The 22,787-nt window shown below is 62.9% G+C and carries 18 protein-coding genes and 1 riboswitch; of the genes, 12 read left to right on the top strand and 6 right to left on the bottom strand.

Features of this window, described 5'->3' with window-relative positions; genetic code table 11:
• Positions 1 to 47: 47 nt before the first annotated feature.
• From pal to ftsH, 4 genes are all read left to right on the top strand, one after another.
• Positions 48 to 554: a peptidoglycan-associated lipoprotein Pal gene (pal, locus tag NMG46_RS04120; RefSeq protein WP_254816470.1), complete on the top strand. Its 507-nt coding sequence runs from the start codon at positions 48 to 50 to the stop codon at positions 552 to 554.
• Between the two features lie 188 nt (positions 555 to 742).
• Positions 743 to 1,843 carry a tol-pal system protein YbgF gene (gene ybgF, locus NMG46_RS04125; RefSeq protein WP_254816471.1) on the top strand — a complete coding sequence of 367 codons (1,101 nt, stop codon included), beginning with the start codon at positions 743 to 745 and terminating at the stop codon, positions 1,841 to 1,843.
• Between the two features lie 54 nt (positions 1,844 to 1,897).
• The gene (gene tilS, locus NMG46_RS04130) at positions 1,898 to 3,391 is read left to right on the top strand and encodes a tRNA lysidine(34) synthetase TilS (RefSeq protein ID WP_254816472.1); all 1,494 of its coding nucleotides are present in this window, start codon (positions 1,898 to 1,900) and stop codon (positions 3,389 to 3,391) included.
• A gap of 105 nt (positions 3,392 to 3,496) precedes the next feature.
• Positions 3,497 to 5,422 (top strand): ATP-dependent zinc metalloprotease FtsH, encoded by a 1,926-nt coding sequence (gene ftsH, locus NMG46_RS04135; RefSeq protein WP_254816473.1) that lies wholly within the window; start codon positions 3,497 to 3,499, stop codon positions 5,420 to 5,422.
• A 403-nt stretch (positions 5,423 to 5,825) separates the two neighbouring features.
• Here the strand turns inward: ftsH and NMG46_RS04140 are convergent, their stop codons facing one another.
• A complete protein-coding gene (locus tag NMG46_RS04140; RefSeq protein ID WP_254816474.1) occupies positions 5,826 to 6,812 on the bottom strand; it encodes a hypothetical protein in 987 nt (328 codons plus the stop codon).
• A 534-nt stretch (positions 6,813 to 7,346) separates the two neighbouring features.
• Here NMG46_RS04140 and glmM point away from each other — a divergent pair.
• The 5 genes from glmM to serA all read left to right on the top strand — a co-directional run bounded on the left by glmM (position 7,347) and on the right by serA (position 13,901).
• Positions 7,347 to 8,699: a phosphoglucosamine mutase gene (gene glmM / locus NMG46_RS04145; protein WP_254816475.1), complete on the top strand. Its 1,353-nt coding sequence runs from the start codon at positions 7,347 to 7,349 to the stop codon at positions 8,697 to 8,699.
• Between the two features lie 225 nt (positions 8,700 to 8,924).
• Entirely contained in the window at positions 8,925 to 9,764 is an 840-nt protein-coding gene (locus NMG46_RS04150) for an outer membrane protein (protein WP_254816476.1), read from the top strand.
• A gap of 233 nt (positions 9,765 to 9,997) precedes the next feature.
• Positions 9,998 to 10,747, top strand: a complete 750-nt coding sequence (locus NMG46_RS04155) for an outer membrane protein (RefSeq protein ID WP_254816477.1) — start codon at positions 9,998 to 10,000, stop codon at positions 10,745 to 10,747.
• A gap of 197 nt (positions 10,748 to 10,944) precedes the next feature.
• A complete protein-coding gene (locus NMG46_RS04160; RefSeq protein ID WP_254816478.1) occupies positions 10,945 to 12,120 on the top strand; it encodes a phosphoserine transaminase in 1,176 nt (391 codons plus the stop codon).
• A 182-nt stretch (positions 12,121 to 12,302) separates the two neighbouring features.
• Positions 12,303 to 13,901 (top strand): phosphoglycerate dehydrogenase, encoded by a 1,599-nt coding sequence (gene serA, locus NMG46_RS04165; RefSeq protein ID WP_254816479.1) that lies wholly within the window; start codon positions 12,303 to 12,305, stop codon positions 13,899 to 13,901.
• An 84-nt stretch (positions 13,902 to 13,985) separates the two neighbouring features.
• Here serA and NMG46_RS04170 read toward each other — a convergent pair whose 3' ends face one another.
• Complete coding sequence (locus NMG46_RS04170) at positions 13,986 to 14,888, bottom strand: DMT family transporter (protein WP_254816480.1); 903 nt, start codon at positions 14,886 to 14,888, stop codon at positions 13,986 to 13,988.
• A gap of 320 nt (positions 14,889 to 15,208) precedes the next feature.
• Between NMG46_RS04170 and NMG46_RS04175 the strand changes: the two genes are divergently transcribed.
• The gene (locus tag NMG46_RS04175) at positions 15,209 to 16,507 is read left to right on the top strand and encodes an adenylosuccinate synthase (protein ID WP_254816481.1); all 1,299 of its coding nucleotides are present in this window, start codon (positions 15,209 to 15,211) and stop codon (positions 16,505 to 16,507) included.
• 73 nt (positions 16,508 to 16,580) lie between these two features.
• Positions 16,581 to 18,263, top strand: coding sequence for a hypothetical protein (locus tag NMG46_RS04180; RefSeq protein WP_254816482.1), 1,683 nt, complete (start codon positions 16,581 to 16,583; stop codon positions 18,261 to 18,263).
• 31 nt (positions 18,264 to 18,294) lie between these two features.
• On the opposite strand, the gene NMG46_RS04185 is transcribed toward NMG46_RS04180, so the two are convergent.
• The 4 genes from NMG46_RS04185 to NMG46_RS04200 all read right to left on the bottom strand — a co-directional run bounded on the left by NMG46_RS04185 (position 18,295) and on the right by NMG46_RS04200 (position 21,379).
• The gene (locus NMG46_RS04185) at positions 18,295 to 18,594 is read right to left on the bottom strand and encodes a CcdB family protein (RefSeq protein WP_254816483.1); all 300 of its coding nucleotides are present in this window, start codon (positions 18,592 to 18,594) and stop codon (positions 18,295 to 18,297) included.
• A complete protein-coding gene (locus NMG46_RS04190; RefSeq protein WP_254816484.1) occupies positions 18,594 to 18,836 on the bottom strand; it encodes a type II toxin-antitoxin system CcdA family antitoxin in 243 nt (80 codons plus the stop codon). Before NMG46_RS04190 ends, NMG46_RS04185 begins: the two co-directional genes overlap by 1 nt.
• A gap of 76 nt (positions 18,837 to 18,912) precedes the next feature.
• Complete coding sequence (locus NMG46_RS04195) at positions 18,913 to 20,733, bottom strand: ABC-F family ATP-binding cassette domain-containing protein (RefSeq protein ID WP_254816485.1); 1,821 nt, start codon at positions 20,731 to 20,733, stop codon at positions 18,913 to 18,915.
• 1 nt (position 20,734) lies between these two features.
• Positions 20,735 to 21,379 (bottom strand): thiamine diphosphokinase, encoded by a 645-nt coding sequence (locus NMG46_RS04200; protein ID WP_254816486.1) that lies wholly within the window; start codon positions 21,377 to 21,379, stop codon positions 20,735 to 20,737.
• 140 nt (positions 21,380 to 21,519) lie between these two features.
• A riboswitch (TPP riboswitch) is annotated at positions 21,520 to 21,634 on the top strand.
• Between the two features lie 43 nt (positions 21,635 to 21,677).
• Between NMG46_RS04200 and thiB the strand changes: the two genes are divergently transcribed.
• A complete protein-coding gene (gene thiB / locus NMG46_RS04205) occupies positions 21,678 to 22,691 on the top strand; it encodes a thiamine ABC transporter substrate binding subunit (RefSeq protein ID WP_254816487.1) in 1,014 nt (337 codons plus the stop codon).
• Positions 22,692 to 22,787 lie beyond the last annotated feature (96 nt).

The raw sequence follows: 22,787 nt of genomic DNA on the forward strand, positions 1-22,787 counted from the left end.
TTACTGGACGATCAATGAAATCACTCGAATTGCGAAGGAGAGGCGGCATGGGCCGTATCGCAGCACTTACCACAAACCCGGTCATGATCGCGCTCGTCGCGATGCTCGCGATCACCGGTTGCGCCTCGAAGAAGACGCCGAACAGCGCCGCCGATCTCGGCCTCAACGGCGCCGGCGCGGCAACGCCCGGATCGGCCCAGGACTTTACCGTCAACATCGGCGACCGCATCTTCTTCGATACCGATTCGTCCTCGATCCGCGCCGATGCGCAGACGACGCTGTCGCGCCAGGCGCAGTGGCTGAACCAGTACAAGCAGTATGCCATCGTCATCGAAGGCCATGCCGACGAGCGCGGCACGCGCGAATACAATCTGGCGCTCGGCGCCCGCCGTGCTGCCGCCACCCGCGACTTCCTGGTTGCCAAAGGGGTTTCGGCACAGCGCCTGAAGACTGTTTCCTACGGCAAGGAGCGTCCGGTCGCGGTTTGCGACGACATCTCCTGCTGGTCGCAGAACCGCCGCGCCGTGACCACACTGAGCGGCGCCGGCTCCTGATCGGCAAAAATGCAACACTTGGTGCGAAAGGCGGCCGCAGGGCCGCCTTTTTCGTATCTGCTCGCTCCAAACAAAATTTGGCCGAAGTCTCACGTCCTGTTAAGAGCCGAGAGCGTCTGGCCAGTCCCCAGTTGGCTGGTCTACTTCGAGTGAGAGGCGCGCAACAATGGTTTCACGGCGAGAGGCACATGCATTTCAGATCGGTCTTGAGCGGCACCCTTGCGCTGCTGCTCGTATCAAGTATCGCGGCACTTGCTGACGGTATCGGGGCAAACGGCACCGGGCAGTCATCGGAAAGCGGTTTTTCCTTCCATCTGCCGACGATCAAACTGCCCGGCATTTTCGGCGAAAAGAAAAAGCCGGATCAGGTTCAATTCGCGCAACAGGATGGCACCGGCACGCCGGCGCTGGAGGAACAGCTCCGGCAGATGAACGGCAAGATCGAGGAACTCAATTTCCAGGTTCTGCAGATGCAGGAGCAGATCCGCAAGCAGCAGGAAGACAACGAATTCCGTTTCCAGCAGTTGGAAGGCGGTCCGCAAGGCGCGCAGCAGCCGGCCGGACAGAAGAAGTCCGAGGCCGCGCCCAGCAGCGACGGTAACGTGGCGGAGGTCCCGGCAACGCAGGCTCCGGCCGACGCGGGCAAGGCAGCAGACGGCGGCAAAAGCGTCGAAGACGTCATCATCGAATCGCCCAACGGCGATCCCGGCAAGCTGATCCCCGGCGCGCCGCCCAAGACGTTCGGCACCATCACCGTCGATAAAAACGGCAATGTCGTCGAAGCCGATGGCAATGCGCAGGCGAACGCGCCGTCGCAGAATACGGCCCCGGCCAACGGCTCCAGCGCGGCCGGCAACAAGGCCGGTAAATCCGACGACACGGTGGTCGCGGCACTCCCATCGACCAACGACCCGGAGGAGCTTTACCGCAACTCTTACCAGTTCATCCTGTCGGGCGACTACAGCACCGCCGAACAGGGTTTCCGCGATCACATCGCCCGTTTTCCCCGGGACGCCAAAGCGGCGGATGCGCATTACTGGCTTGGTGAATCGCTGCTCGGCCAGCAGAAATACCGCGATGCGGCCGAGATTTTCCTCGCGGCCAGCAAGGACTATCCGAAGGCCAAGAAGGCGCCCGACATGCTGCTGAAGCTCGGCGTTTCACTGGTCGGGCTGAAGCAGCGCGACGTGGCCTGTGCCACTTTCAGCGAGATCGGCAAGCGCTACCCTGATATTTCCGGCGCGCTCAAGGAGCGGGTCAAGCAGGAAAGGGCACTCGCGGCGTGCTAGTTTTTCCGTTGCGTGTCGTTGCCGCAAAACCGGGCCCACGCTTGGGCGACATGCATGACGCTCGACACCGAGCCTGACCTTTCGGATTTTTCGCGGATCGACTTTTCCAACGGCGCTGTTGCGGCCGTATCCGGCGGCAGCGACTCGACCGCCCTTCTCCTCCTCCTCAAAGCTCATCTCGACCGTAACGCCCCGGCAACGAAATTGCTGGCGGTAACGATCGATCATCGATTGCGGCCGCAAGCGGCAGCGGAAGCGCAAGCCGTGGCCAGGCTGTGCGCGGCGCGCGGTATTGCCCATCGCGTTCTCGCCTGGTCGGGGCGCAAACCATCGACCGGCCTCCCCGCCGCCGCGCGCGAAGCCCGATACCGGCTGCTCGCCGAGGCCGCCGAAGCGGCAGGCATCGGCCTGATCCTGACTGGCCACACCGCCGACGACCAGGCCGAGACCGTGCTGATGCGGCAAACGCGGGACGAGTGGGCGCGTGACGAGCGGCCAACTGACGAGCGGCCAAGTGACGAGCGGCCAAGTGATGGCGGGCAAAGCGACGACGGGCGGCGCGAGGAAGGGCGGGGTCTTGCCGGGATGGCGCCGGCAACCCTCTACGACTGGCGGCACTGGATCATGCGGCCACTGCTCGGCGTAAGGCGTGAGGCACTGCGCGAATTCCTGCGGCGTGAACAGGTTGCCTGGATCGAAGATCCGACCAATGCCGACACCGCTTTCGAGCGGCCGCGCGTCCGCGCAGCACTTGCCGAAGGCGATGGTGCGCCTCGTGTGGCTGAAGCGATAGCGCTGGCCAGAAAGGTGGCGGCCGAGCGTGAGCAACTGGGACGCCGCGCGGCCATGCTGATCCGCAGCTTGGCCTCCAGGCCAGCCGCCGGCCTCGTCCGCCTCGACCGGGATTTTGCGACTGAAAGCGACAGCGGGGCGGCTATTTATGCGCTGCGCATTCTGCTGGCGGCGACCGGCGGCACAGCTTTCCTTCCCGACCAGGCCCGCAGCGAAGCCCTTTTCGGCCGGCTCCGCACCGGGCCGCTTTGTGCCACATTGTCGCGGACCGTGATCGATGCCCGGCGTACCGGTATCTTTTTGCATCGCGAATTGCGCGATCTGCCGCCCGCTGTCGAGGTTTCCGACAATGCCCTTTGGGACGGCCGCAGACGGATCACATTGGGCGACAGTTCAAGTGCATTGTTGATCGCGCCGCTGTTGGTAGCACCGCTCGGGGGGGCTCTTGCCGCAAAGCGGGCAATTGCCGGGCATGGCACGCCGGCAAGCCTTGTACGCGCAGCCCTGGCCGCCGAGCCGGCGCTATGGCGGGATGGCGAATGCCTTGGTCTGCCTGGGGAAGGCCCGGGTTTGCCCGGGGAGGGCCCGATGCCGGCGGCTGTCGCCGCATATCCGGCAGTCGCGCCCTTCGCCCGTTTCCTGCCGTCCTTCGATCTGGCGCCGGCCGATGCCGTCGCCGCCTTGCTTGGCGCGGCGCCGGTTCCAGCCTCGCCATTCGGCGGCCACAGTGCCGGCCTACCACGGGCGAAAGCTTAACCGAGACCTGCTGTTATGCTTGGCAAGGGGAGACGCTCTCCCTATGTTAGGGCCAAGTTTCCTCTCACGACGCGTGTCCGCCCAGCGGCGCCAATGGGACAATTGATGAATCCGAATTATCGCAACCTCGCGCTCTGGGCGATCATAGCGGTCCTGCTCATCGCTCTCTTCAATCTTTTCCAGACGCCGCAGACGCGTGGGGCCTCGAGCGATGTCCCCTATTCGCAGTTCCTGCAGGAAGTCGCCGCCGGACGGATCAAGTCGGTGACCATCGCCGGCGCCCGTATCTCCGGCAATTACACGGACAGCTCCAACGGCTTCCAGACCTATTCGCCTGGGGACCCGTCACTGGTTTCGCGTCTGCAGGATAAGAACGTCACCATCAATGCGCGTCCTGAATCCGACGGCTCCAATTCGCTGTTCGGCACCCTGATCTCCTGGCTGCCGATGATCCTCATCCTCGGCGTCTGGATATTCTTCATGCGCCAGATGCAGTCCGGTTCCGGCCGTGCCATGGGCTTCGGCAAGTCGAAGGCCAAGCTGTTGACCGAAGCGCATGGCCGCGTCACCTTCCAGGACGTCGCCGGCGTCGACGAAGCCAAGCAGGATCTGGAAGAGATCGTCGAGTTCCTGCGCGACCCGCAGAAATTCCAGCGGCTCGGCGGCAAGATCCCGCGCGGCGTGCTGCTCGTCGGTCCTCCCGGAACCGGCAAGACGCTGCTCGCCCGCTCGGTCGCCGGTGAAGCCAACGTGCCGTTCTTCACCATTTCGGGCTCGGACTTTGTCGAGATGTTCGTCGGCGTCGGCGCAAGCCGCGTCCGCGACATGTTCGACCAGGCCAAGAAGAATGCGCCTTGCATCATCTTCATCGACGAAATCGACGCCGTCGGCCGCCATCGCGGTGCGGGCCTCGGCGGCGGCAATGACGAACGCGAGCAGACGCTGAACCAGCTGCTGGTCGAGATGGATGGCTTCGAATCCAACGAAAGCATCATCCTGATCGCCGCCACCAACCGGCCCGACGTGCTCGATCCGGCGCTGCTCAGGCCGGGCCGCTTCGATCGCCAGGTGGTGGTGCCGAACCCCGACATCGTCGGCCGCGAAAAGATCCTGAAGGTGCATGTGCGCAACGTGCCGCTGGCGCCCAATGTCGACCTCAAGGTGATCGCGCGCGGCACGCCGGGCTTTTCCGGCGCCGACCTGATGAACCTGGTCAACGAGTCCGCCCTGATGGCGGCACGGCGCAACAAGCGCCTCGTCACCATGGCCGAATTCGAGGACGCCAAGGACAAGATCATGATGGGCGCCGAGCGCCGCTCGTCGGCGATGACGCAGGCCGAGAAGGAGCTGACCGCCTATCACGAGGCCGGCCACGCCATTCTGGCGCTCAACGTGCCGTCCGCCGATCCGCTGCACAAGGCGACCATCATTCCGCGCGGCCGGGCACTCGGCATGGTCATGCAGCTGCCGGAAGGCGACCGCTATTCGATGAGCTACAAATACATGATCTCGCGGCTCGCCATCATGATGGGCGGCCGTGTCGCTGAGGAGTTCAAGTTCGGCAAGGAGAACATCACATCGGGCGCCTCCTCCGATATCGAGCAGGCGACCAAGCTGGCGCGCGCCATGGTGACGCGCTGGGGCTTCTCCGACAAGCTCGGCCATGTCGCCTATGGCGACAACCAGGAGGAGGTGTTCCTCGGCCATTCGGTGGCGCGCACGCAGAACATCTCGGAAGAGACGGCGCAGATCATCGACGCCGAAGTGCGCCGACTGATCGACGAGGCCTATTGCACGGCAAGGTCAATCCTGACCAAGAAGAAGAAGGAATGGATCGCGCTGGCGCAAGGCCTGCTCGAATACGAGACGCTGTCGGGCGAGGAGATCAAGCAGCTGATCGCCGGCAATAAGCCCGCACGCGACCTCGGCGACGACACGCCGCCGAGCCGTGGCTCGGCCGTACCAAAGTCCGGCCGCCGCAAGAAGGGCCCCGAGCCCGAAGGCGGCATGGAACCCCAGCCGTCAAGCTAGGGACAGGACAGATCGACTTCGAAACGCCGCGGGCTCTAACCGCGGCGTTTCCTTTTGATGTTCGCGAAGGCGCTGAAGCTGCCGATCTCCCCACTTGTGCAGGGCTATCGCAGGTGGAAAACCGAGGCTTTCGCCCTACGATGATCCCTAACCTCATAAAGGGAAGGGAAACTCGGCGCCGACCTGGGCAAATTGCCTGCCTTTCCGGCGCCAAGGGCTCAACGGCGCCGACGACCCGCCCTCCGAGGCGGGTTCTTTGCTTCCGGCGGCGGACAGAGGGAGCGAAGGAACGCGATCTGACAGTTGGTCCGACGTCGGAAGGCCCTCTCACTTGTTCGGCAATAACAAAAAAGCCCGCGAACCTTGCGGCTCGCGGGCTCCCATCGTTGGATGATGGCGCCGGTCAGCTCTTCAGCTTGGCGTTGCAGAGGCTGTAGAAGCCGCCGCCCTTCTGGATCCACCTGAGGCCGCCCAGCGTGTTGGCGTCCTTGTTGGCGTAATAGAGGTCGAGGCAGGTGTGCATGCGGCCCTTGGCCGGGGTCTCGGTTGCATACTTCTTGGAGATCGCCGTCGGGAATTTCACGCCCTGGGGAGCGGTGATGGTCGGCGGCTGCGGATCGCCGGTATACTTGGCATCAGGAGCCGGCAGGGTGTCGTCGTCGGCTGCGCCGGCGCCGCATTGGCTCTTGCGGAAGTCGTTCCACTTCATGCCGTTCAGCGTGTTGCCGGCCTTGGCAGCCTGATATTTGGCGCTGCAATCCGCCATGCTGAGGCCTTTGCCGGAATCGGTCGCCGCGGCTGTCGCCGCCTCGGCAGGTGCCGCGGCAGGCTGTGCCGCTGCAGTTGCGCCGGCGGCGCATTCACTCTTGCGGAAGTCGTTCCATTTCATGCCGTTGAGAGTGCCGGCAGCCTTGGCGGCCTGGTATTTGGTGCTGCATTCCTTGGCCGTCAGGCCCGGCGCAGCGTCGTCGGCGGCTGCCGCAGCCTTGGTCGTGGCGGCGGGTTGTGCGGCTGCCGTCGCGTCGGCGGCGCACTGGGTCTTGCGGAAATCGTTCCACTTCATGCCGTTCAGCGTGCCGGCGGCTTTTGCCGCCTGGTACTTGGTGCTGCACTCCTTCGCCGTCAGGCCCGGTGCCGCATCGTCGCCGGCGGCTGCCTTGGTGGTGTCGGTGGCCGTGGCTGGGGCGGTCTCGGTTGTAGCGGCGGTGGCATCGGTGCCGCATTGCGCCTTGCGGAACTGGTTCCAGTTCTGCCCGCCAAGCGTTCCCGCATCCTTCGCCGCGTTATACTTGGTGCTGCACTCGGCCATGGTCAGCGCATTGGCAGGCGCCGCCAGGAACAAGGTCGCGACGGCAAGACCCGTCAAAGTGGCAAGTCGGTGGATGAGCATGCGTTTTCTCCCTGTGGCAGTTCATGATATGTCCCAGTGCAGCAATAGCGCTCAACGGCTGGTTGCGCCAGATGCTAAGTAGCGTAGAGACAAATTTAGAAGTGCATTCTTTTCTTTAAGGTGATGAATTCGTTGCCGGGACCGTCTCCGAGCCAAATTCGTCCGGGTGCATTGCACGGAGAGCGCGCATATGGCTGGTTCCCAGCGAGGCCACTGCGTCACATGAGGGACAGTCAAATCGGCGGGTGCGGAGGACCTGAGCCTACCGCTGTCTGGAGCCGCACGATGCGGACTCGGGTTCAAGGCCACACTGCCACAGACCAAAGGATCCAGATGAGTTTGAGTTGACGTTTCTGATGCTGCTGCCGCAACAAGGGCTCGGAACTTGAAAATCAACACACTAGCGTGACGCAAAACACACAAAACAACAATTTTCTAAGGATTGGTCGTCCATAATCATACAATGTGATGACGGGGCTTGGGCCATTTTATGGCATGAGATGCTCGGAAAGAACCATCGGGAAGCTGGCGAACATGGCAGGACATTATTTCGGTACGGATGGCATTCGTGGGCGAGCCAACAAGTTTCCAATGACGGCGGAGGTCGCCATGCGGGTCGGCATGGCCGCCGGCCTCTCCTTCCAGCGCGGCAGCCACCGCCACCGCGTCGTGCTCGGCAAGGATACCAGGCTTTCCGGCTACATGATCGAGAACGCGATGGTATCCGGCCTGTGCGCCGCCGGCATGGATGTCTTCCTGCTCGGCCCTATCCCGACGCCCGCTGTTGCCATGCTGGTGCGCTCGCTGCGCGCCGATATCGGGGTGATGATTTCTGCCTCGCACAACCCCTATTACGACAATGGCATCAAGCTGTTCGGCCCCGATGGCTACAAGCTGTCCGATGAGATCGAGGAGCGTATCGAGGGGATGCTCGACAAGGATATCGAATTGGCGCTCGCCGATTCCGATGGGCTCGGCCGCGCCAAACGCGTCGACGGCGTGCATGACCGCTATATCGAATTCGCCAAGCGCACGTTGCCGCGCTCAATGTCGCTGTCGGGCCTGCGCATCGTCGTCGATTGCGCCAACGGCGCCGCCTACAAGGTGGCGCCCGACGCGCTGTGGGAACTCGGCGCCGAGGTCGTCGCCATCAATGTCGAGCCGAACGGCTTCAACATTAACAAGGAATGCGGCTCGACTCATCCGGCCGGCTTGCAAAAGAAGGTGCACGAAGTGCGCGCCGATATCGGCATTGCGCTCGACGGCGATGCCGACCGCGTCGTCATCGTCGACGAGAACGGCGCGATCGTCGATGGCGACCAGATCATGGCGCTGATTGCCGAGTCCTGGCACCAGAGCGGGCGGCTGGCCGGCGGCGGTGTCGTCTCGACGGTGATGTCCAATCTCGGCCTCGAACGCTTCCTCGGCGATATGAACCTGCAGTTGCATCGCACCAAGGTCGGCGACCGCTATGTCGTCGAGCACATGCGTGCCCATGGGCTCAATATCGGCGGCGAACAGTCGGGTCACATCGTGCTGTCCGACTTTTCGACCACCGGCGACGGCCTTGTCTCGGCGCTGCAGGTGCTCGCCTGCATCAAGCGGCAGAACCGGCCGGTGAGCGAACTGTCGAAGAAGTTCGAGCCGGTGCCGCAGCTGTTGAAGAATGTGCATATTTCCGGCGGCAAGCCGCTCGAGGAGGCGCCGGTCAAGGCAGCGATCGAAGATGCGCGCAATCGCCTCGGTAAGGCCGGGCGCCTGGTCATCCGGCCATCCGGCACGGAGCCGCTCATCCGCGTCATGGCGGAAGGCGACGACCCACAACTTGTCGAGTCCGTCGTCAACGACATCGTCGAGGTCATTTCGGAAACGCGCAGCGCCGCCTGATCTCCCTCCCAACACCGGTTCAAAGCCCGCCTTGCCAGCGGGCTTTTTATTGAGTCGCGGCCAATCCCGCCTGCAGCAACGGCGGCCGGATTGTTCGAATTTTAGAGATTCGTGGTTAATCAATACGGTTAAACGCCTTTTAACCTTTCCGATTCATTATCCACAACTGAGGTCAATCACATTTCGGGCGCGTTCGCCGTTCGAGGGTTCTCAGGAGTGATAAGCATGTTCAACACAGCAAGAATGGCCCTCCTGGCCGCGCTGTTTGCCGGCGCCGGGCCGGCATTCGCCGCCGATTTCGTCGAGCCGCCCGTAGTCGAGGAGGCGCCACCACCGGTTGCCTACGAGCAGCCGGCCGAATTCGGCGGCTGGTATATCCGTGGCGACATCGACTATCACTGGTCGAAGTTTCGTGGTGGCGACTACATCACCTACGGTGTAGCGCCCCAGAATCCCGGCAAGTTCGATGCAGGCAAGCTGGACGGCGCCTTCTCGGCCGGCGGCGGTGTTGGTTACCAGATCGACGAGCATTTCCGCACCGATCTCACCTTGGACTGGATGAGCAAGTCCAAATTTCGCGGCTCGACCAACGGCTTCTGCGGCCCGCAGCAAACGCCTTGCACGTCCGTCGATACCTCGTCCTATTCGGCGCTTCTGCTCTTGGCCAACGCCTATGTCGACATCGGCACCTGGCATGGGATCACGCCGTATGTCGGCGCCGGCATCGGCGGTGCCTGGGTCAAGTGGGATGAACTGCACAACGTGGACAGCGACGGTTCATTTGATCATAGCGGTGGCAAGGGCTGGCGTTTTGCCTATGCTGCCATGGCGGGCGCATCCTACTGCCTGACCGACCGCGTCAAACTCGATGTCGGCTACCGCTTCAGCCACATCAATGGCGGTAAGATGTTCGACTATGCCTCCCTCCCCAATGTCGGCCCAGGCTATGACCGCGGCATCAACGTGCACGAAGTGCGTGGCGGCCTGCGCTATCAGTTCGGCAGGTCGGACTGCGCGCCGCCGGAGCCCTATGTTCCGGAACCGGAGCCTGTTTACACCAAGTAGTCGCCTCGAATTCCAGGAATTCGTCGACCGCCCGGCTGATGCCGGGCGGTTTCGTTTTGGCTGCCTACAGATGCTGCGGCGCTCTGGAACACCGTCCAGCTTGAGAAGCGAAAGCGGATCAAATCAATTGCTAACGCCTTGTTATCCTTAACCCGCACTTAACCACTATGGTTAACAATGCTCTCTGAAACGGCGCGCGATTGCGAATGCGCCAAGTTCGGGAGCCGAGGACCATGACATCCAAATCGCCTGTAGCACTGGCGCTAGCAGCAGTCGTCCTGATGCCGCTGACGCCGGCGCTTGGTGCCGATTACGAACCGCCGGTCTATGCCGACCAGGCGCCTGACTATGTACCGGTCGAGGTTGGCTCGGGATGGTATCTGCGCGGCGATGTCTCCTATCTGGTGCAGAAGAGCTTCAGGGATGAGGATTTCGCCTTCACGCCCGCGAGCTTCGACGAAAAGGAAGATCCCATCTTCGCCAGCATTGGCTTCGGCTACCATTTCAACGACTATCTGCGCGCCGATCTCAATGCCGGCTATCTGCCCGGCAACAAGATCGAGGTCGGCTATAACAACGGAACGACCGTGGCATCGGCGACCCTGAAGAACTATGCCTTCTCAGGCATACTCAATGGCTATGTCGACCTTGGCACCTATGTCGGAATCACGCCTTATCTCGGCGCTGGTGTCGGTATCCTCCAGAGCAAGCGCCGCCTGTCGGCTAGCTACTTCACCGCCAACGCCGACCCCACCGACGATTTCGTCCTGCGTGACAACAAGACCCAATACTCCTTCGCGTACACGCTGAATGCCGGCCTTGCCTACCAAGTGTCCAAGAATGTCTCAGTCGATGTGGGCTATCAGTATTTCTCCGCACCCGACGCCGAATATGTGACGGCCGAAAGCCTGACTTCTTATCCGATCCGCAAAGGGATCAATAATCACCAGGTCAAAGTCGGACTGCGATACGACCTCTGGTAGGCTCGATCGAAGCTGAGGCGTGAACAATGGCGGGTCTTTGGCCCGCCGTTTGCGTTGTGGCATTTTTTTGCCAAAGGCAGCCGGTATCCCGACAGCGACAAAAACTTTCCCCTTGACGCCGAAAGCCTGAACGCATATCGCCGTCCGTGGGCCACCCCTCCCCAACGAGGGGCCACTATCTGGAAGGATAGACCACGATGACGACGCAAACGAAGCCCGGATTCCGTCCGGCAAATCCCAATTTTTCCTCAGGTCCCTGTGCAAAACGTCCCGGCTGGTCGGTCGAGGCGCTCAAAAATGCCGCGCTCGGGCGCTCGCACCGTGCCAAGATCGGCAAGACCAAGCTCGAACAAGCGATCGAGCTGACGCGGAAAATCCTCCAGGTTCCGGCGGATTACCGCATCGGCATCGTGCCGGCCTCGGATACCGGCGCGGTCGAAATGGCGCTGTGGTCGCTGCTCGGCGAACGCGGCGTCGACATGGTCGCCTGGGAGAGCTTCGGCTCCGGCTGGGTCACCGATGTGGTCAAGCAGCTGAGGCTCGCCGATGTTCGCAGGTTAGAGGCGGACTACGGCGTGCTGCCCGACCTAACCAAAATAGATTTCGACCGCGACGTGGTCTTCACCTGGAACGGCACGACGTCGGGCGTGCGCGTGCCGAACGGCGATTTCATCCCGGCCACCCGCAAGGGCCTGACCATCTGCGACGCCACTTCGGCGGCCTTTGCGCAAAAGCTGGATTTTCAGAAACTCGACGTCGTCACCTTCTCCTGGCAGAAAGTCCTGGGCGGTGAAGGCGCGCACGGGATGCTGATCCTCAGCCCGCGCGCCGTCGAACGGCTGGAAAGCTACAAGCCGGCCTGGCCACTGCCGAAGATCTTCCGTCTCACCTCGGGCGGCAAGCTGATCGAAGGCATCTTCAAGGGCGAGACCATCAACACGCCGTCTATGCTGTGCGTCGAGGACTATCTCGACGCGCTGCGTTGGGCGCAGTCGATCGGCGGCCTCGACGCGCTGGTCACCAGAGCGGATGCCAATGCCGCTGTTCTCGATCGCTTTGTCCGGAAATCTTCCTGGCTCGGCCATCTTGCCGTCGACCCGGCGACGCGTTCGAACACATCGGTCTGCCTTTCATTCACCGATCCGGATGTCGCTGCACTCGACGCGGATGGACAGGCTGCGTTCGCCAAGGCAATCGTCTCGGCGCTCGACAAGGAAGGCGTCGCCTACGACATCGGCGCCTACCGCGATGCACCGCCCGGCCTGCGCATCTGGTGCGGCGCGACAGTCGAGACCTCCGATCTCGAAGCGCTGCTGCCCTGGCTCGACTGGGCCTTTGCCGCGCAAAAGGCGTCGCTGAAGGCAGCCGCCTGACTCCTTCTCCCTCGAGGGAGGGTGGCCCAAAGGGGCGGGTGGGGTCGCCTCCAACCGCTCACCGATCCGCCATCCAGAAAGAAAAAGATTTGGCCGCATCCGGCCGCAATGACCCCACCCCGGCGCTTCGCGCCGACCCTCCCCTCAAGGGGGAGGGACGCCAATCGCAAAGGACCAAGCCAATGCCCCGCGTTCTCGTCTCAGACAGACTTTCCACCACCGCCGTGCAGATCTTCAGGGATCGCGGCATCGAGGTCGACTATTTGCCGGATCTCGGCAAGGACAAGGAAAAACTGCTCGAAGTGATCGGCCAGTATGATGGGCTGGCCATCCGCTCGGCGACAAAGGTCACGGAGAAGCTGATCAACGCCGCGACCAGGCTGAAGGTCGTGGGCCGCGCCGGCATCGGCGTCGACAATGTCGACATCCCGGCGGCGAGTCGCAAGGGCATCATCGTGATGAACACGCCTTTCGGCAATTCGATCACCACCGCCGAGCATGCCGTCGCCATGATCTTCGCGCTGGCCCGCCAGATACCGGAGGCCAACGCCTCGACCCATGCCGGCAAATGGGAAAAGAACCGCTTCATGGGCGTCGAGATCACCGGCAAGACGCTCGGCATCATCGGTTGCGGCAATATCGGCTCGATCGTCGCTACGCGCGGCGTCGGCCTGAAGATGCACGTCGTCGCCTTCGACCCGTTCCTGTCGGACAGCCGCGCCGAGGAACTCGGTGTCGAAAAGGTCGAGCTCGACGAGCTGTTCGCCCGTGCCGACTTCATCACGCTGCACACACCGCTTACCGACAAGACACGCAACATCATCGACGCCGCGGCGATCGCAAAGATGAAGACCGGCGTGCGTATCATCAACTGCGCCCGTGGCGGGCTGATCGTCGAGGCCGACCTGATCGCGGCCTTGAAGAGCGGCAAGGTGGCCGGCGCCGGCATCGACGTGTTCGAGGTCGAACCGGCGGAGAACAACGCGCTGTTCGGCATGGAGAATGTGGTGGCGACGCCGCATCTCGGTGCCTCGACGATGGAGGCGCAGGAGAACGTCGCGCTGCAGGTCGCCGAGCAGATGTCGGACTATCTGATCAAAGGCGCTGTCTCCAATGCCATCAACATGCCGTCGATCACCGCCGAGGAAGCGCCGCGGCTGAAACCTTTCGTCAAGCTCGCCGAAGTGCTCGGCGCCTTTGTCGGACAGGTCACCGAGGATCCGATCAAGGAGGTCGAGATCCTGTTCGACGGCTCGACCGCGACGATGAATACGCGGGCGCTGATCAGCGCTACTCTTGCCGGGCTGATCCGGCCGCAGGTCGCCGACGTCAACATGGTGTCGGCGCCGATCATGGTGAAGGAGCGCGGCATCATCGTCGCCGAGGTCAAGCGCGACAAGTCGGGCGTGTTCGACGGCTATATCAAGCTAACGGTCAAGACCGAGCACAGGACGCGCTCGATCGCCGGCACCTGTTTTTCGGACGGCAAGCCGCGCTTCATCCAGATCAAGGGCATCAATCTCGACGCCGAGGTCGGTCAGCACATGCTCTACACGACCAATGCCGACGCGCCCGGCATCATCGGCCTGCTCGGCACGGTGTGCGGCGAGAACGGCGTCAACATCGCCAATTTCCAGCTCGGCCGCAACCGGCCGGGCGGCGATGCCATTGCGTTGCTCTATCTCGATGCGCCGTTCCCGGAAGACGTGTTGGCGCAGGTGCGCTCGCACAAATCGATCGACTCGGCCAAGCGGCTGCATTTCGACGTCGGCGCGGCCTGAAATTCGATCACCCCGTGTGCAGCAGCACGCGGGGCGCTTCCATGGTCGTTGACGGACCGCAGTGAACCGTCGCGGCAAGCGACTTCATTCAGCAGCGGATACCGCCATCTTCCGTCCGCTGTATTCGGCGAGGCTGATGCCGCCCAGCACCAGTGCGAGAGCCAGCGCCTGATAAAGCTGGAATGTCTCACCGACAATCAGCACCGACAGCAGCGTACCGAAGATCGGCACCAGATTGATGAACAGGCCGGCCCGGTTGGCGCCGATCAGCTCGTTGCCCCTGATATAGAAGATCTGCGAGATGACCGAAGCACCGATGGCGGTATAGAACGCGACAGCCCAGCCGCGGGCGTCGGGGACGATGACCTTGCCGGCGGCAATCTCCCACAGGAAGAAAGGCAGCGATGTGATGAGTGCGGCAACCGACAGCGCCAGCATCAGGCTCTGCCAGCGGATGACCGGCTTCAGCCGCAACCCCACCGAATAGAAGGAGTAGCAAAGCACGGCGACCAGCATGATCGCGTCGCCGAAGTTGAGATCCAGCTTGAGAAGCTGGCGCAGGTCGCCATGGCTCGCCGTGACTGCGACGCCGATGATGGTCAGCACGACGCCAGCGATCTGCACCCGGTTCACCCGCAGGCGAAACAGCACGAAATTGGCGATGATGATCACGATCGGTATCGCCGCCTGCTCGATCGAGACGTTGATCGCCGTCGTGTAGTTGAGCGCCGTGTAGAAGATCGCATTGAAAAAGGCGAAGCCGCAAGCGCCGAGCCCGCCAAGCAGCAACCAGTGCCGACGCACCACTGGCCAGTCCTGATGCAGCGTTCGCCAGCCGATCGGCAGCAGGATCAGAACGGCCAGAATCCAGCGCAGGAAGACCAGTGTCATCGGTGAAATGTGGTCGACGGCCAGCTTGCCGGCCACGGAGTTGCCGCCCCACAGCAAGGTGGTGAACAGCAGGAATAGGTAGGCGGCTCGATGCATCGTGACATTCCGGCCAGGCAGTGGGAATCTGACGTCGGTATGGGACTATTGCGACCGCTAGCCCAAGTAAATGATGTCAAAGGCGAAAATTGTTGTGCCTCGGAGCGTTTTGGGTGGCAAAGGGTGGTCGCGCTCGCCGGGTCTTGACGCTATAGAGCGACGTGCGTGCAATTGGACGCTACAAGTACGCGTCGGAAGGCTTTAATCCTCGCGTCGTGCTCTCCGAAAATCGATTCCGTTTTTGGGGGCCGATGCGATAGAGGCCTGTCGTTTCGAACTGTTTTCAAGCTGCTCGTGCGGCGTCTCAAGGGAAAAGAAATATGGCCAATGTGGTGGTCGTCGGCTCGCAATGGGGCGATGAGGGCAAAGGCAAGATCGTAGACTGGCTGTCGGAGCGCGCCGATGTTGTCGTGCGCTTCCAGGGCGGCCACAATGCCGGCCACACGCTGGTCGTCGACGGCAAGGTCTACAAGCTGTCGCTGCTGCCGTCCGGCGTGGTGCGGCAAGGCAAGCTGTCCATCATCGGCAATGGCGTCGTCTTCGATCCGCACGCTTTCGTCGCGGAGGTTGCGAAATTGAAGGGGCAGGGCGTCGAGGTGACGCCGGACCGCCTGAAAATAGCCGAAAACACCGCGCTTATCCTGTCCTTGCACCGGGAGCTGGACGGATTCCGCGAGGACGCCGCGTCCAATTCCGGAACGAAGATCGGCACGACCCGCCGCGGTATCGGTCCCGCCTACGAAGACAAGGTGGGCCGGCGCGCGGTCAGGGTGATGGATTTGGCGGATTTGGAAACGCTACCCTTGAAGGTCGACAGGCTGCTGACGCACCACAATGCGCTGCGGCGCGGGCTTGGCCATGGCGAAGTCACGCATGAGGCGATCATGAGCGAGCTGATTTCCGTCGCTGACGAGATCCTGCCCTATATGGACCGCGTCTGGAAAATCCTCGACGACAAGCGCCGCGCCGGCGAGCGCATCCTGTTCGAGGGCGCGCAAGGCACGTTGCTCGACATCGATCATGGTACCTATCCGTTCGTCACCTCGTCAAATACCGTTGCCGGCCAGGCCGCTGCCGGGTCCGGTGTCGGCCCGGGCGCCATCGGCTATGTGCTCGGCATCACCAAGGCCTATACCACGCGTGTTGGCGAAGGCCCGTTTCCGACCGAGCAGAAGAACGAGATCGGCGAGTTCCTGGGCACGCGTGGCCATGAATTCGGCGTCGTAACTGGCCGCAAGCGCCGCTGCGGCTGGTTCGATGCCGTGCTGGTCCGCCAGGCCGTCGCCGTCAACGGCATCAAGGGCATTGCGCTGACCAAGCTCGATGTGCTCGATGGGCTGGACGAGATTAAGGTCTGTACCGGCTACCGACTCGACGGCGAGGCGATAGATTACCTGCCGGCCAGCCAGGGTGCGCAGGCCCGCGTCGAACCGGTCTACGAAACGTTGGAGGGGTGGAAAGGTACCACCGCCGGCGCGCGTAGCTGGAACGATCTGCCGGCCCAGGCGGTGAAGTACGTCCGCCACATCGAAGAGCTGATCGGCGCGCCGGTCGCACTCCTTTCCACCAGCCCTGAACGGGACGACACGATACTTGTGACCGATCCGTTTCAAGACTAGTTTCTCAGCCTTTCCGGGCATTGCGGCTGATTTGCGGGGGCCGGCCCAGAAACAAATGCAGGTCGACTGAAGCATGGTAGATTTTGTTGGTGCCCTGAAAAAGACGCTAGACAAGCTTGATAAGCCGTCGGCGGAAGTGCGCGCCAAAGTTTATGACATGGCGCGTTCGACGATCGCGAAGAAAATTGCCGAACGCGATCCGCCGTTTGCGCCGTCGGATGTCGCCAGGCAGAAGCGCGCACTCGAAGACGCCATCGCAAGCGTTGAGCGAGAATATGCTAAACCGGCACCGGCATCCGATCCGCTGGCGGAACTGGAGGACATCTTCTCCTCCATCGACCGCAACAAGAACCAGCCCAGCCATGTCCGGCAGCCGGCAAAGACCGAGCCAGCAACGACGGGGCCAGCAAAGACCGGGCCGGCCCAGACTGGGCCGGCATGGCAGTCCACGCCCGCCAAGGCGGTGCCGAACTGGCAAAAGCCGCAGCCCGTCGCTCTTCCTCAGGAGCGCGCTGGTCCGCCGCCGTCCGATATGGATCTTCCGACGGCCGATGACCAAGACAGCGTTTTTCGGGGCGACGACTTTTCCAACGACGGCGGCCCCGCGGAGGACAGGTTCCAGCGGCTCCATCCTGCCGAGCGCAGGCGCAGCTATGGCGGCGTGATCGCCGCCGCCATTGCCCTGCTGGTCATTGCCGGTGGCGGTTATGGCATCTGGCTGAACAAGGATGCGTTCGGCAGCATGCTCGGCCTCGACGAGACCAAAGCCGTCGCCACCGAACCGCTGGTAAAACCAGCCCCGGCCAAGCCGGTGGCCGATGCGGCCGTACCGGCCGCCGCGCCTCCGACGGAGGCCGGCGAGGGCGCGAAGTTTACGCAGCGCCTTACGCCCGAGGGCCACGAAGTCGATCCCGGCCCCGCGGCCGGGCAGGCGGGCATCGGCGAAGGCGAATCCGTCGCCGCACTGACCACGCCGCCGTCGGCCGCTCAAGCGCCGACCACCCCGGCACCCGCCGCGCCGGCACCGGCCGCACCCGCCGACACGCAAGCCACGGCCAATGCTCCAGCAGTCGATGGGTCGGCTGCGCCAACGCCCGCAACACCGCCCGATGCTGCAGCTGCTCCGCCAGCCCCTGCAACGGCCGCCCCACCGCCCGCGACGGCAGCGGCACCGACGGCAGTTCCGCCGCAAGCCGCGTTGGCCGTCGGCCAGAAGGCGATCTTCTACGAGGAGCGCACCAGCACCGCTCAAGGCTCGGCCGAGCCCGGCAACATCGTCTGGTCGCTGGTGCAGGAATCGCCCGGCGGCGACCTGCCACCAGAGCCGGCGATCCGTGCCGAGGCGACCATTCCAGGCAAGGATATCCAGTTGCGCATGACGATCCGTCGCAACACCGACCAGACGCTGCCGGCCAGCCACATCATCGAGATGATCTTCCTGACGCCTAATGGCTTCGAGGGCGGCGGTGTCGACAACATCTTGCGTGTCGCCATGAAGGGCTCCGAGCAGGATGCCGGCAGCCCGCTGATCGGCATCCCGGCCAAGATCGCCGACGGTTTCTTCCTGGTTGCGCTCAACGACACCAAGGCGGATGAAGACGCCAATCTGACCTTGCTCAGAGGTCAGGACTGGATTGACGTGCCGGTCGTCTACAAGACCGGGCGGCGGGCGCTGCTCACCATGGAAAAGGGAATTCCCGGCGAGAAGGTGTTCGACGAGGCGCTGAAGGCCTGGCAGACAAAGACGGCGGGGTGAGGCCGGCTCACCAGCCCAACGCCTCCTTGGCTCAGAAGCCTTGGAACAGCATGTCGAGCGCGCTCACGATGTCTTCGTGATGCCTGGTCAGATTCAGTCGGCTCTCGCCCAGTTCCGTCGCCGCAACCGTGGCGATCAAATGGGTGGCCATGACCAATTTCCGACCATTGATCTCGAAAATGGGATGGAGCCTTCGCATTGGTGATGGCGCCATCGCAACCGGCAGCAGCGGGACGACCACCCGGGTCTTGAAATGGTCGAGCAGATCGGCCTGGACGTCGAGGAGATAGCCGCCTTCGATGCTACCCGCGAAGACGTCGTAGCGCGCCATCAGAATTGCCGATGTTCCGCCAGCGGAATACCGTGTTTTTCGACATATTCGTTCCACGCATCTATCGTCGCGCGGTTCTCAAGCTTCCACAGCCGCGTCTTTTCGGCGGCCACTGCCTCTGCGATGCCAGCCTCAGCGGCGCGCGAGACATTCACATCGAGCCCCTTGGCTTCCTTCATGAGCTTTGAGTCGATCGACAGATTTGCCGGCTGACGAACCGCATTCACAGCTATCTTGCGCATGATCACCTCTGCAGCATGCGCATAATATATGCGCACTCATCTCTAGTCGCAACGACAAGGTGCTTGAACTCGCGAATTACCCCTCCATCTCCTCGCGCAGCATCTCGAGTTCCAGCCATTCCTCCTCGAGCGCTGCCAGTGTGACGCGCTCCTTGTCGAGCGCGGCAATCGTCTTCTGGAACGAGGCCGGGTCGCGCTCGTAATAGGCCGGATCGGCGATGTTGTTCTCCAGCCGCGAGATCGAGGCCGACACCGCCTCTATCTTCCTGGGTAAGGTTTCCAGCGCGAATTTCTGCTTGAACGACAGTTTCTTTGCCGGGCCCTTGGGAGCGGCCGCGTCGCTCCTGCTTGCACCCGTCGCCTCGCTGGTCTCTGCCTTCGGCCGCGCCTTGCGGTCGTCCAGCCTGGTGCCGCCGCGCTGCGCCAGCATGTCGGAATAGCCGCCGGCATATTCGATCCAGCGGCCGTCACCATCCGGCGCGATGATGCTGGTCACGGTGCGGTCGAGGAAATCGCGATCGTGGCTGACCAGGATCACCGTGCCGGCAAAGCCGGCGACCAATTCCTGCAGCAACTCCAGTGTCTCCATGTCGAGGTCGTTGGTCGGCTCGTCGAGCACAAGCAGGTTTGCCGGCCGCGCCAAAACGCGGGCGAGAATCAGCCGTGCCCGCTCGCCGCCCGAAAGCTCGCGCACCGGCGTGCGCGCCTGTTCCGGCTTGAACAGGAAGTCTTTCATGTAAGAGACGACGTGGCGCTGTTCGCCATTGATGACGAGGTTCTCGCCGCGACCGTCGGTGAGATACTGCGCCAGTGTCTCCTGCGGGTCGACGGCCTCGCGCTTCTGGTCGAGTGTGGCGATCTCCAGATTGGTGCCGAGCCGCACCGTGCCTGCGTCCGGCTTCAATTCGCCGGTCAGCATCTTCAACAGCGTCGTCTTGCCAGCGCCGTTCGGCCCGACCAGGCCAACGCGATCGCCGCGCTGGATGCGGGTCGAGAATCCCTTGACCACGGTCAGATCGCCAAAGCTCTTCTCGATGTTCTTGGCTTCAATCACCAGCTTGCCGGATTCGGCGGCGTCGCTGGCTGTCATCGTCGCCGCACCCTCGGCGCCGCGATGACCGCGAAAGCGCTGGCGCATGGTCTGCAACTCACCGAGCCGGCGCATGTTGCGCTTGCGCCGCGCTGTCACACCATAGCGCAGCCAGTGCTCCTCGCGCACGATCTGGCGACCGAGCTTGTGCTGCTCGCGCTCTTCCTCCTCCAGCACCGTGTCGCGCCATTCCTCGAAATAGCCAAAGCCCTTGTCGAGACGGCGGGTCTGACCGCGGTCGAGCCAGATTGTGGCGCGTGACACGCGCTCGAGAAAACGGCGGTCATGCGAGATGACGACCAGTGCCGAGGAGGTGCGGGCAAGCTCCTCCTCCAGCCATTCGATGACCGACAGGTCAAGATGGTTTGTCGGCTCATCGAGGAGGAGAATGTCGGGCTCCGGCGCCATGACGCGGGCGAGTGCCGCACGCCTCGCCTCGCCGCCGGAGAGGTCGTTCGGCCGTTCTTCGCCGGTCAGGCCGAGATGCTCCATCAGATAGGTGGCGCGATAGGGATCGTCGGCGGGCCCGAGCCCCGCCTCGACATAGGCGCGGACGGTCGCAAAACCGTCCATGTCGGGCATTTGCGGCAAGTAGCGCACGGTTGCCGAAGGCTGGCGGAAGACTTCGCCGTCCTGCGGCTCGATCAGTCCGGCGGCGATCTTGAGCAGCGTCGACTTGCCCGAACCGTTGCGGCCGACCAGGGCGATCTTGTCGCCAACTGAGGCCGTCAGGGCGGCACCGTCGAGCAGCGGCGCGCCGCCAAAGGTCAGCTTTATCCCGTCGAGATTGAGAAGCGGCGGTGCCATGTCAGCTTTCAGGTAAGGGAAAAGGATGCGCGAGCAGCAGCGCGCGGCCGCTGGCCAGCGCGATTTCCAACCGGCCCCTAACCTCGTTGGAAATGGTAAGCGACGAGCCGAACGCAACCTCGACGTGGTCGAGCGGCCATTTGGCACCGGTGACGCTCAGGCCGGCGAGATCGGAGAAGCCGAGCACCGAAAACAGCGTGCCGTCGGCATAGTCGAAGCAAGTCTTTCCGGGCAGCAAGGGAATGCCTTCCTGTGCGCCGCTGGTCAAAAGCACTTCCGTTCCGCCCTCCGCCAGCCGGACGCTCAACGCCAGATGCAGGAAGATGTGGTCGGTGCGTTTACCGCCGAAGGCGCCTGCGAGCACAAGGCTGGTCGCACCGCGTTCGAGCGCGGCGGCGATAGCAAGTTCACCGTCGGTCTTGTCCTTTTCGGCGGGAAACACCTGCCGTGGCACGGCGGCCAGATCCTCCGGCAACTCGGCAGGCACGGAATCGAAATCGCCGACCCAGAGTTCCGGCCTCAGGCCCAGCATACGGGCATGGCCGATGCCGGCATCGGCAGCGATGACGCGCGAGCCTTCGACCTGGCGGTCGAGCAGCGGCGTGCGGATGAGATCGCCGCCAAGCAGGATGGTGAATGTGCTCATATCTCGTGGCCCTTACCAGCCCTGCCCCAGAAACGGAAGAATGAAACGGAAGATGAAACGGCAGACGAAACGGAAGGCTGGGCTTTGGATGCCCGGCAAACTTCCGCTTGCGCGGCACTTCGGCCGGGCCTATGTGTCGAAACGCTCTAACGGGGTGCCGGACGCGATCTTCGCGGACCGGCTGAGAGGCAAGACTGCCAACCCGCTGAACCTGATCCGGTTTGTACCGGCGGAGGGATTAGACGTTTCGGACAGCCCGACGCCTCAATTCCTTTCAACGCGAACGAAGGAGGCGCCGATGCGCAGTTTTTTCCACTCTCTTGTCCCGATTGTCCTGGTTGCGGCATCCGCGCTCGCCCTGCCAGGGCAGGCATCGGCACAGGATAGACTGACCGTCTATACTTATGAAAGCTTCACCGCCGATTGGGGTCCGGGACCGGCGGTGAAGAAGGCTTTCGAGGCCGAATGCAGCTGCGTCATCGAATTCGTCTCGGTCGCTGACGGCGTGGCGCTGCTCAACCGTGTGAAGCTGGAAGGGGCCGCCACCAAGGCCGATATCGTGCTTGGCCTCGATACCAATTTAACCGCCGACGCCAAGGCAACCGGCCTGTTTTCGCCGCACGGCGCCGTGTCCAGCGTCAGCTTGCCAGGCGGCTGGAGCGACGACGTCTTCGTGCCGTTCGACTATGGCTATTTCGCCGTCGTCTACGATACCGAAAAACTGAAGAACCCGCCGAAAAGCCTCAGGGAATTGGTCGAGGGCGATGCCGGTGAAAAGATCGTCATCCAGGACCCGCGCACCTCGACGCCGGGCCTTGGCCTGCTGTTGTGGGTCAAGTCGGTCTATGGCGACAAGGCGCCCGAAGCCTGGGTCAAGCTCAAGGCAAAGGTGCTGACGGTGACGCCAGGCTGGAGCGAGGCCTACGGCCTGTTCACCAAGGGCGAGGCGCCGATGGTGCTGTCGTATACCACGTCGCCGGCCTACCACATGGTCGCCGAAAACACCGAGCGCTACCAGGCGGCGTCCTTCGAGGAAGGCGAATATCTGCAGATCGAAGTTGCGGGGATCACCACCAACGGCGCGAAGAACCCCCTGGCGGAAAAGTTCATCGCCTTCATGACCGGACCGAAATTCCAGGACGTCATTCCCGAAACCAACTGGATGTTCCCGGCCGGCAAGACCGACAAGCCGCTCAATCCGGCGTTCGACAAGCTGGTCAAACCGACCAAGACCTTGCTGTTCAGCCCGGAGGAAGTCGCGGCCCACCGCAAGGCCTGGGTCGATGAGTGGCTTGCGGCGATGAGCAAGTAGCTTTGGCCGATTGATCGAAGATGATCGCTCTACGGCGCCCCCCTCTGTCCTGCCGGACATCTCCCCCACAAGGGGGGAGATCGGACGGCACGGCGG

Source organism: Mesorhizobium sp. LMG 17147 (genome assembly GCF_024297145.1).
GTDB lineage: Bacteria > Pseudomonadota > Alphaproteobacteria > Rhizobiales > Rhizobiaceae > Mesorhizobium.

What these genes read in the sequence shown, in the direction of transcription:
- NMG46_RS04200 (WP_254816486.1), bottom strand. Translation starts at nt 21,379, where the DNA reads ATGAGCACATTCACCATCCTGCTTGGCGGCGATCTCATCCGCACGCCG.
- NMG46_RS04185 (WP_254816483.1), bottom strand. Translation starts at nt 18,594, where the DNA reads ATGGCGCGCTACGACGTCTTCGCGGGTAGCATCGAAGGCGGCTATCTC.
- NMG46_RS04160 (WP_254816478.1), top strand. Translation starts at nt 10,945, where the DNA reads ATGACGACGCAAACGAAGCCCGGATTCCGTCCGGCAAATCCCAATTTT.
- pal (WP_254816470.1), top strand. Translation starts at nt 48, where the DNA reads ATGGGCCGTATCGCAGCACTTACCACAAACCCGGTCATGATCGCGCTC.
- NMG46_RS04190 (WP_254816484.1), bottom strand. Translation starts at nt 18,836, where the DNA reads ATGCGCAAGATAGCTGTGAATGCGGTTCGTCAGCCGGCAAATCTGTCG.
- NMG46_RS04150 (WP_254816476.1), top strand. Translation starts at nt 8,925, where the DNA reads ATGTTCAACACAGCAAGAATGGCCCTCCTGGCCGCGCTGTTTGCCGGC.
- tilS (WP_254816472.1), top strand. Translation starts at nt 1,898, where the DNA reads ATGACGCTCGACACCGAGCCTGACCTTTCGGATTTTTCGCGGATCGAC.
- NMG46_RS04175 (WP_254816481.1), top strand. Translation starts at nt 15,209, where the DNA reads ATGGCCAATGTGGTGGTCGTCGGCTCGCAATGGGGCGATGAGGGCAAA.
- glmM (WP_254816475.1), top strand. Translation starts at nt 7,347, where the DNA reads ATGGCAGGACATTATTTCGGTACGGATGGCATTCGTGGGCGAGCCAAC.
- thiB (WP_254816487.1), top strand. Translation starts at nt 21,678, where the DNA reads ATGCGCAGTTTTTTCCACTCTCTTGTCCCGATTGTCCTGGTTGCGGCA.
- NMG46_RS04170 (WP_254816480.1), bottom strand. Translation starts at nt 14,888, where the DNA reads ATGCATCGAGCCGCCTACCTATTCCTGCTGTTCACCACCTTGCTGTGG.
- ybgF (WP_254816471.1), top strand. Translation starts at nt 743, where the DNA reads ATGCATTTCAGATCGGTCTTGAGCGGCACCCTTGCGCTGCTGCTCGTA.
- NMG46_RS04180 (WP_254816482.1), top strand. Translation starts at nt 16,581, where the DNA reads ATGGTAGATTTTGTTGGTGCCCTGAAAAAGACGCTAGACAAGCTTGAT.
- NMG46_RS04155 (WP_254816477.1), top strand. Translation starts at nt 9,998, where the DNA reads ATGACATCCAAATCGCCTGTAGCACTGGCGCTAGCAGCAGTCGTCCTG.
- NMG46_RS04195 (WP_254816485.1), bottom strand. Translation starts at nt 20,733, where the DNA reads ATGGCACCGCCGCTTCTCAATCTCGACGGGATAAAGCTGACCTTTGGC.
- NMG46_RS04140 (WP_254816474.1), bottom strand. Translation starts at nt 6,812, where the DNA reads ATGCTCATCCACCGACTTGCCACTTTGACGGGTCTTGCCGTCGCGACC.
- serA (WP_254816479.1), top strand. Translation starts at nt 12,303, where the DNA reads ATGCCCCGCGTTCTCGTCTCAGACAGACTTTCCACCACCGCCGTGCAG.
- ftsH (WP_254816473.1), top strand. Translation starts at nt 3,497, where the DNA reads ATGAATCCGAATTATCGCAACCTCGCGCTCTGGGCGATCATAGCGGTC.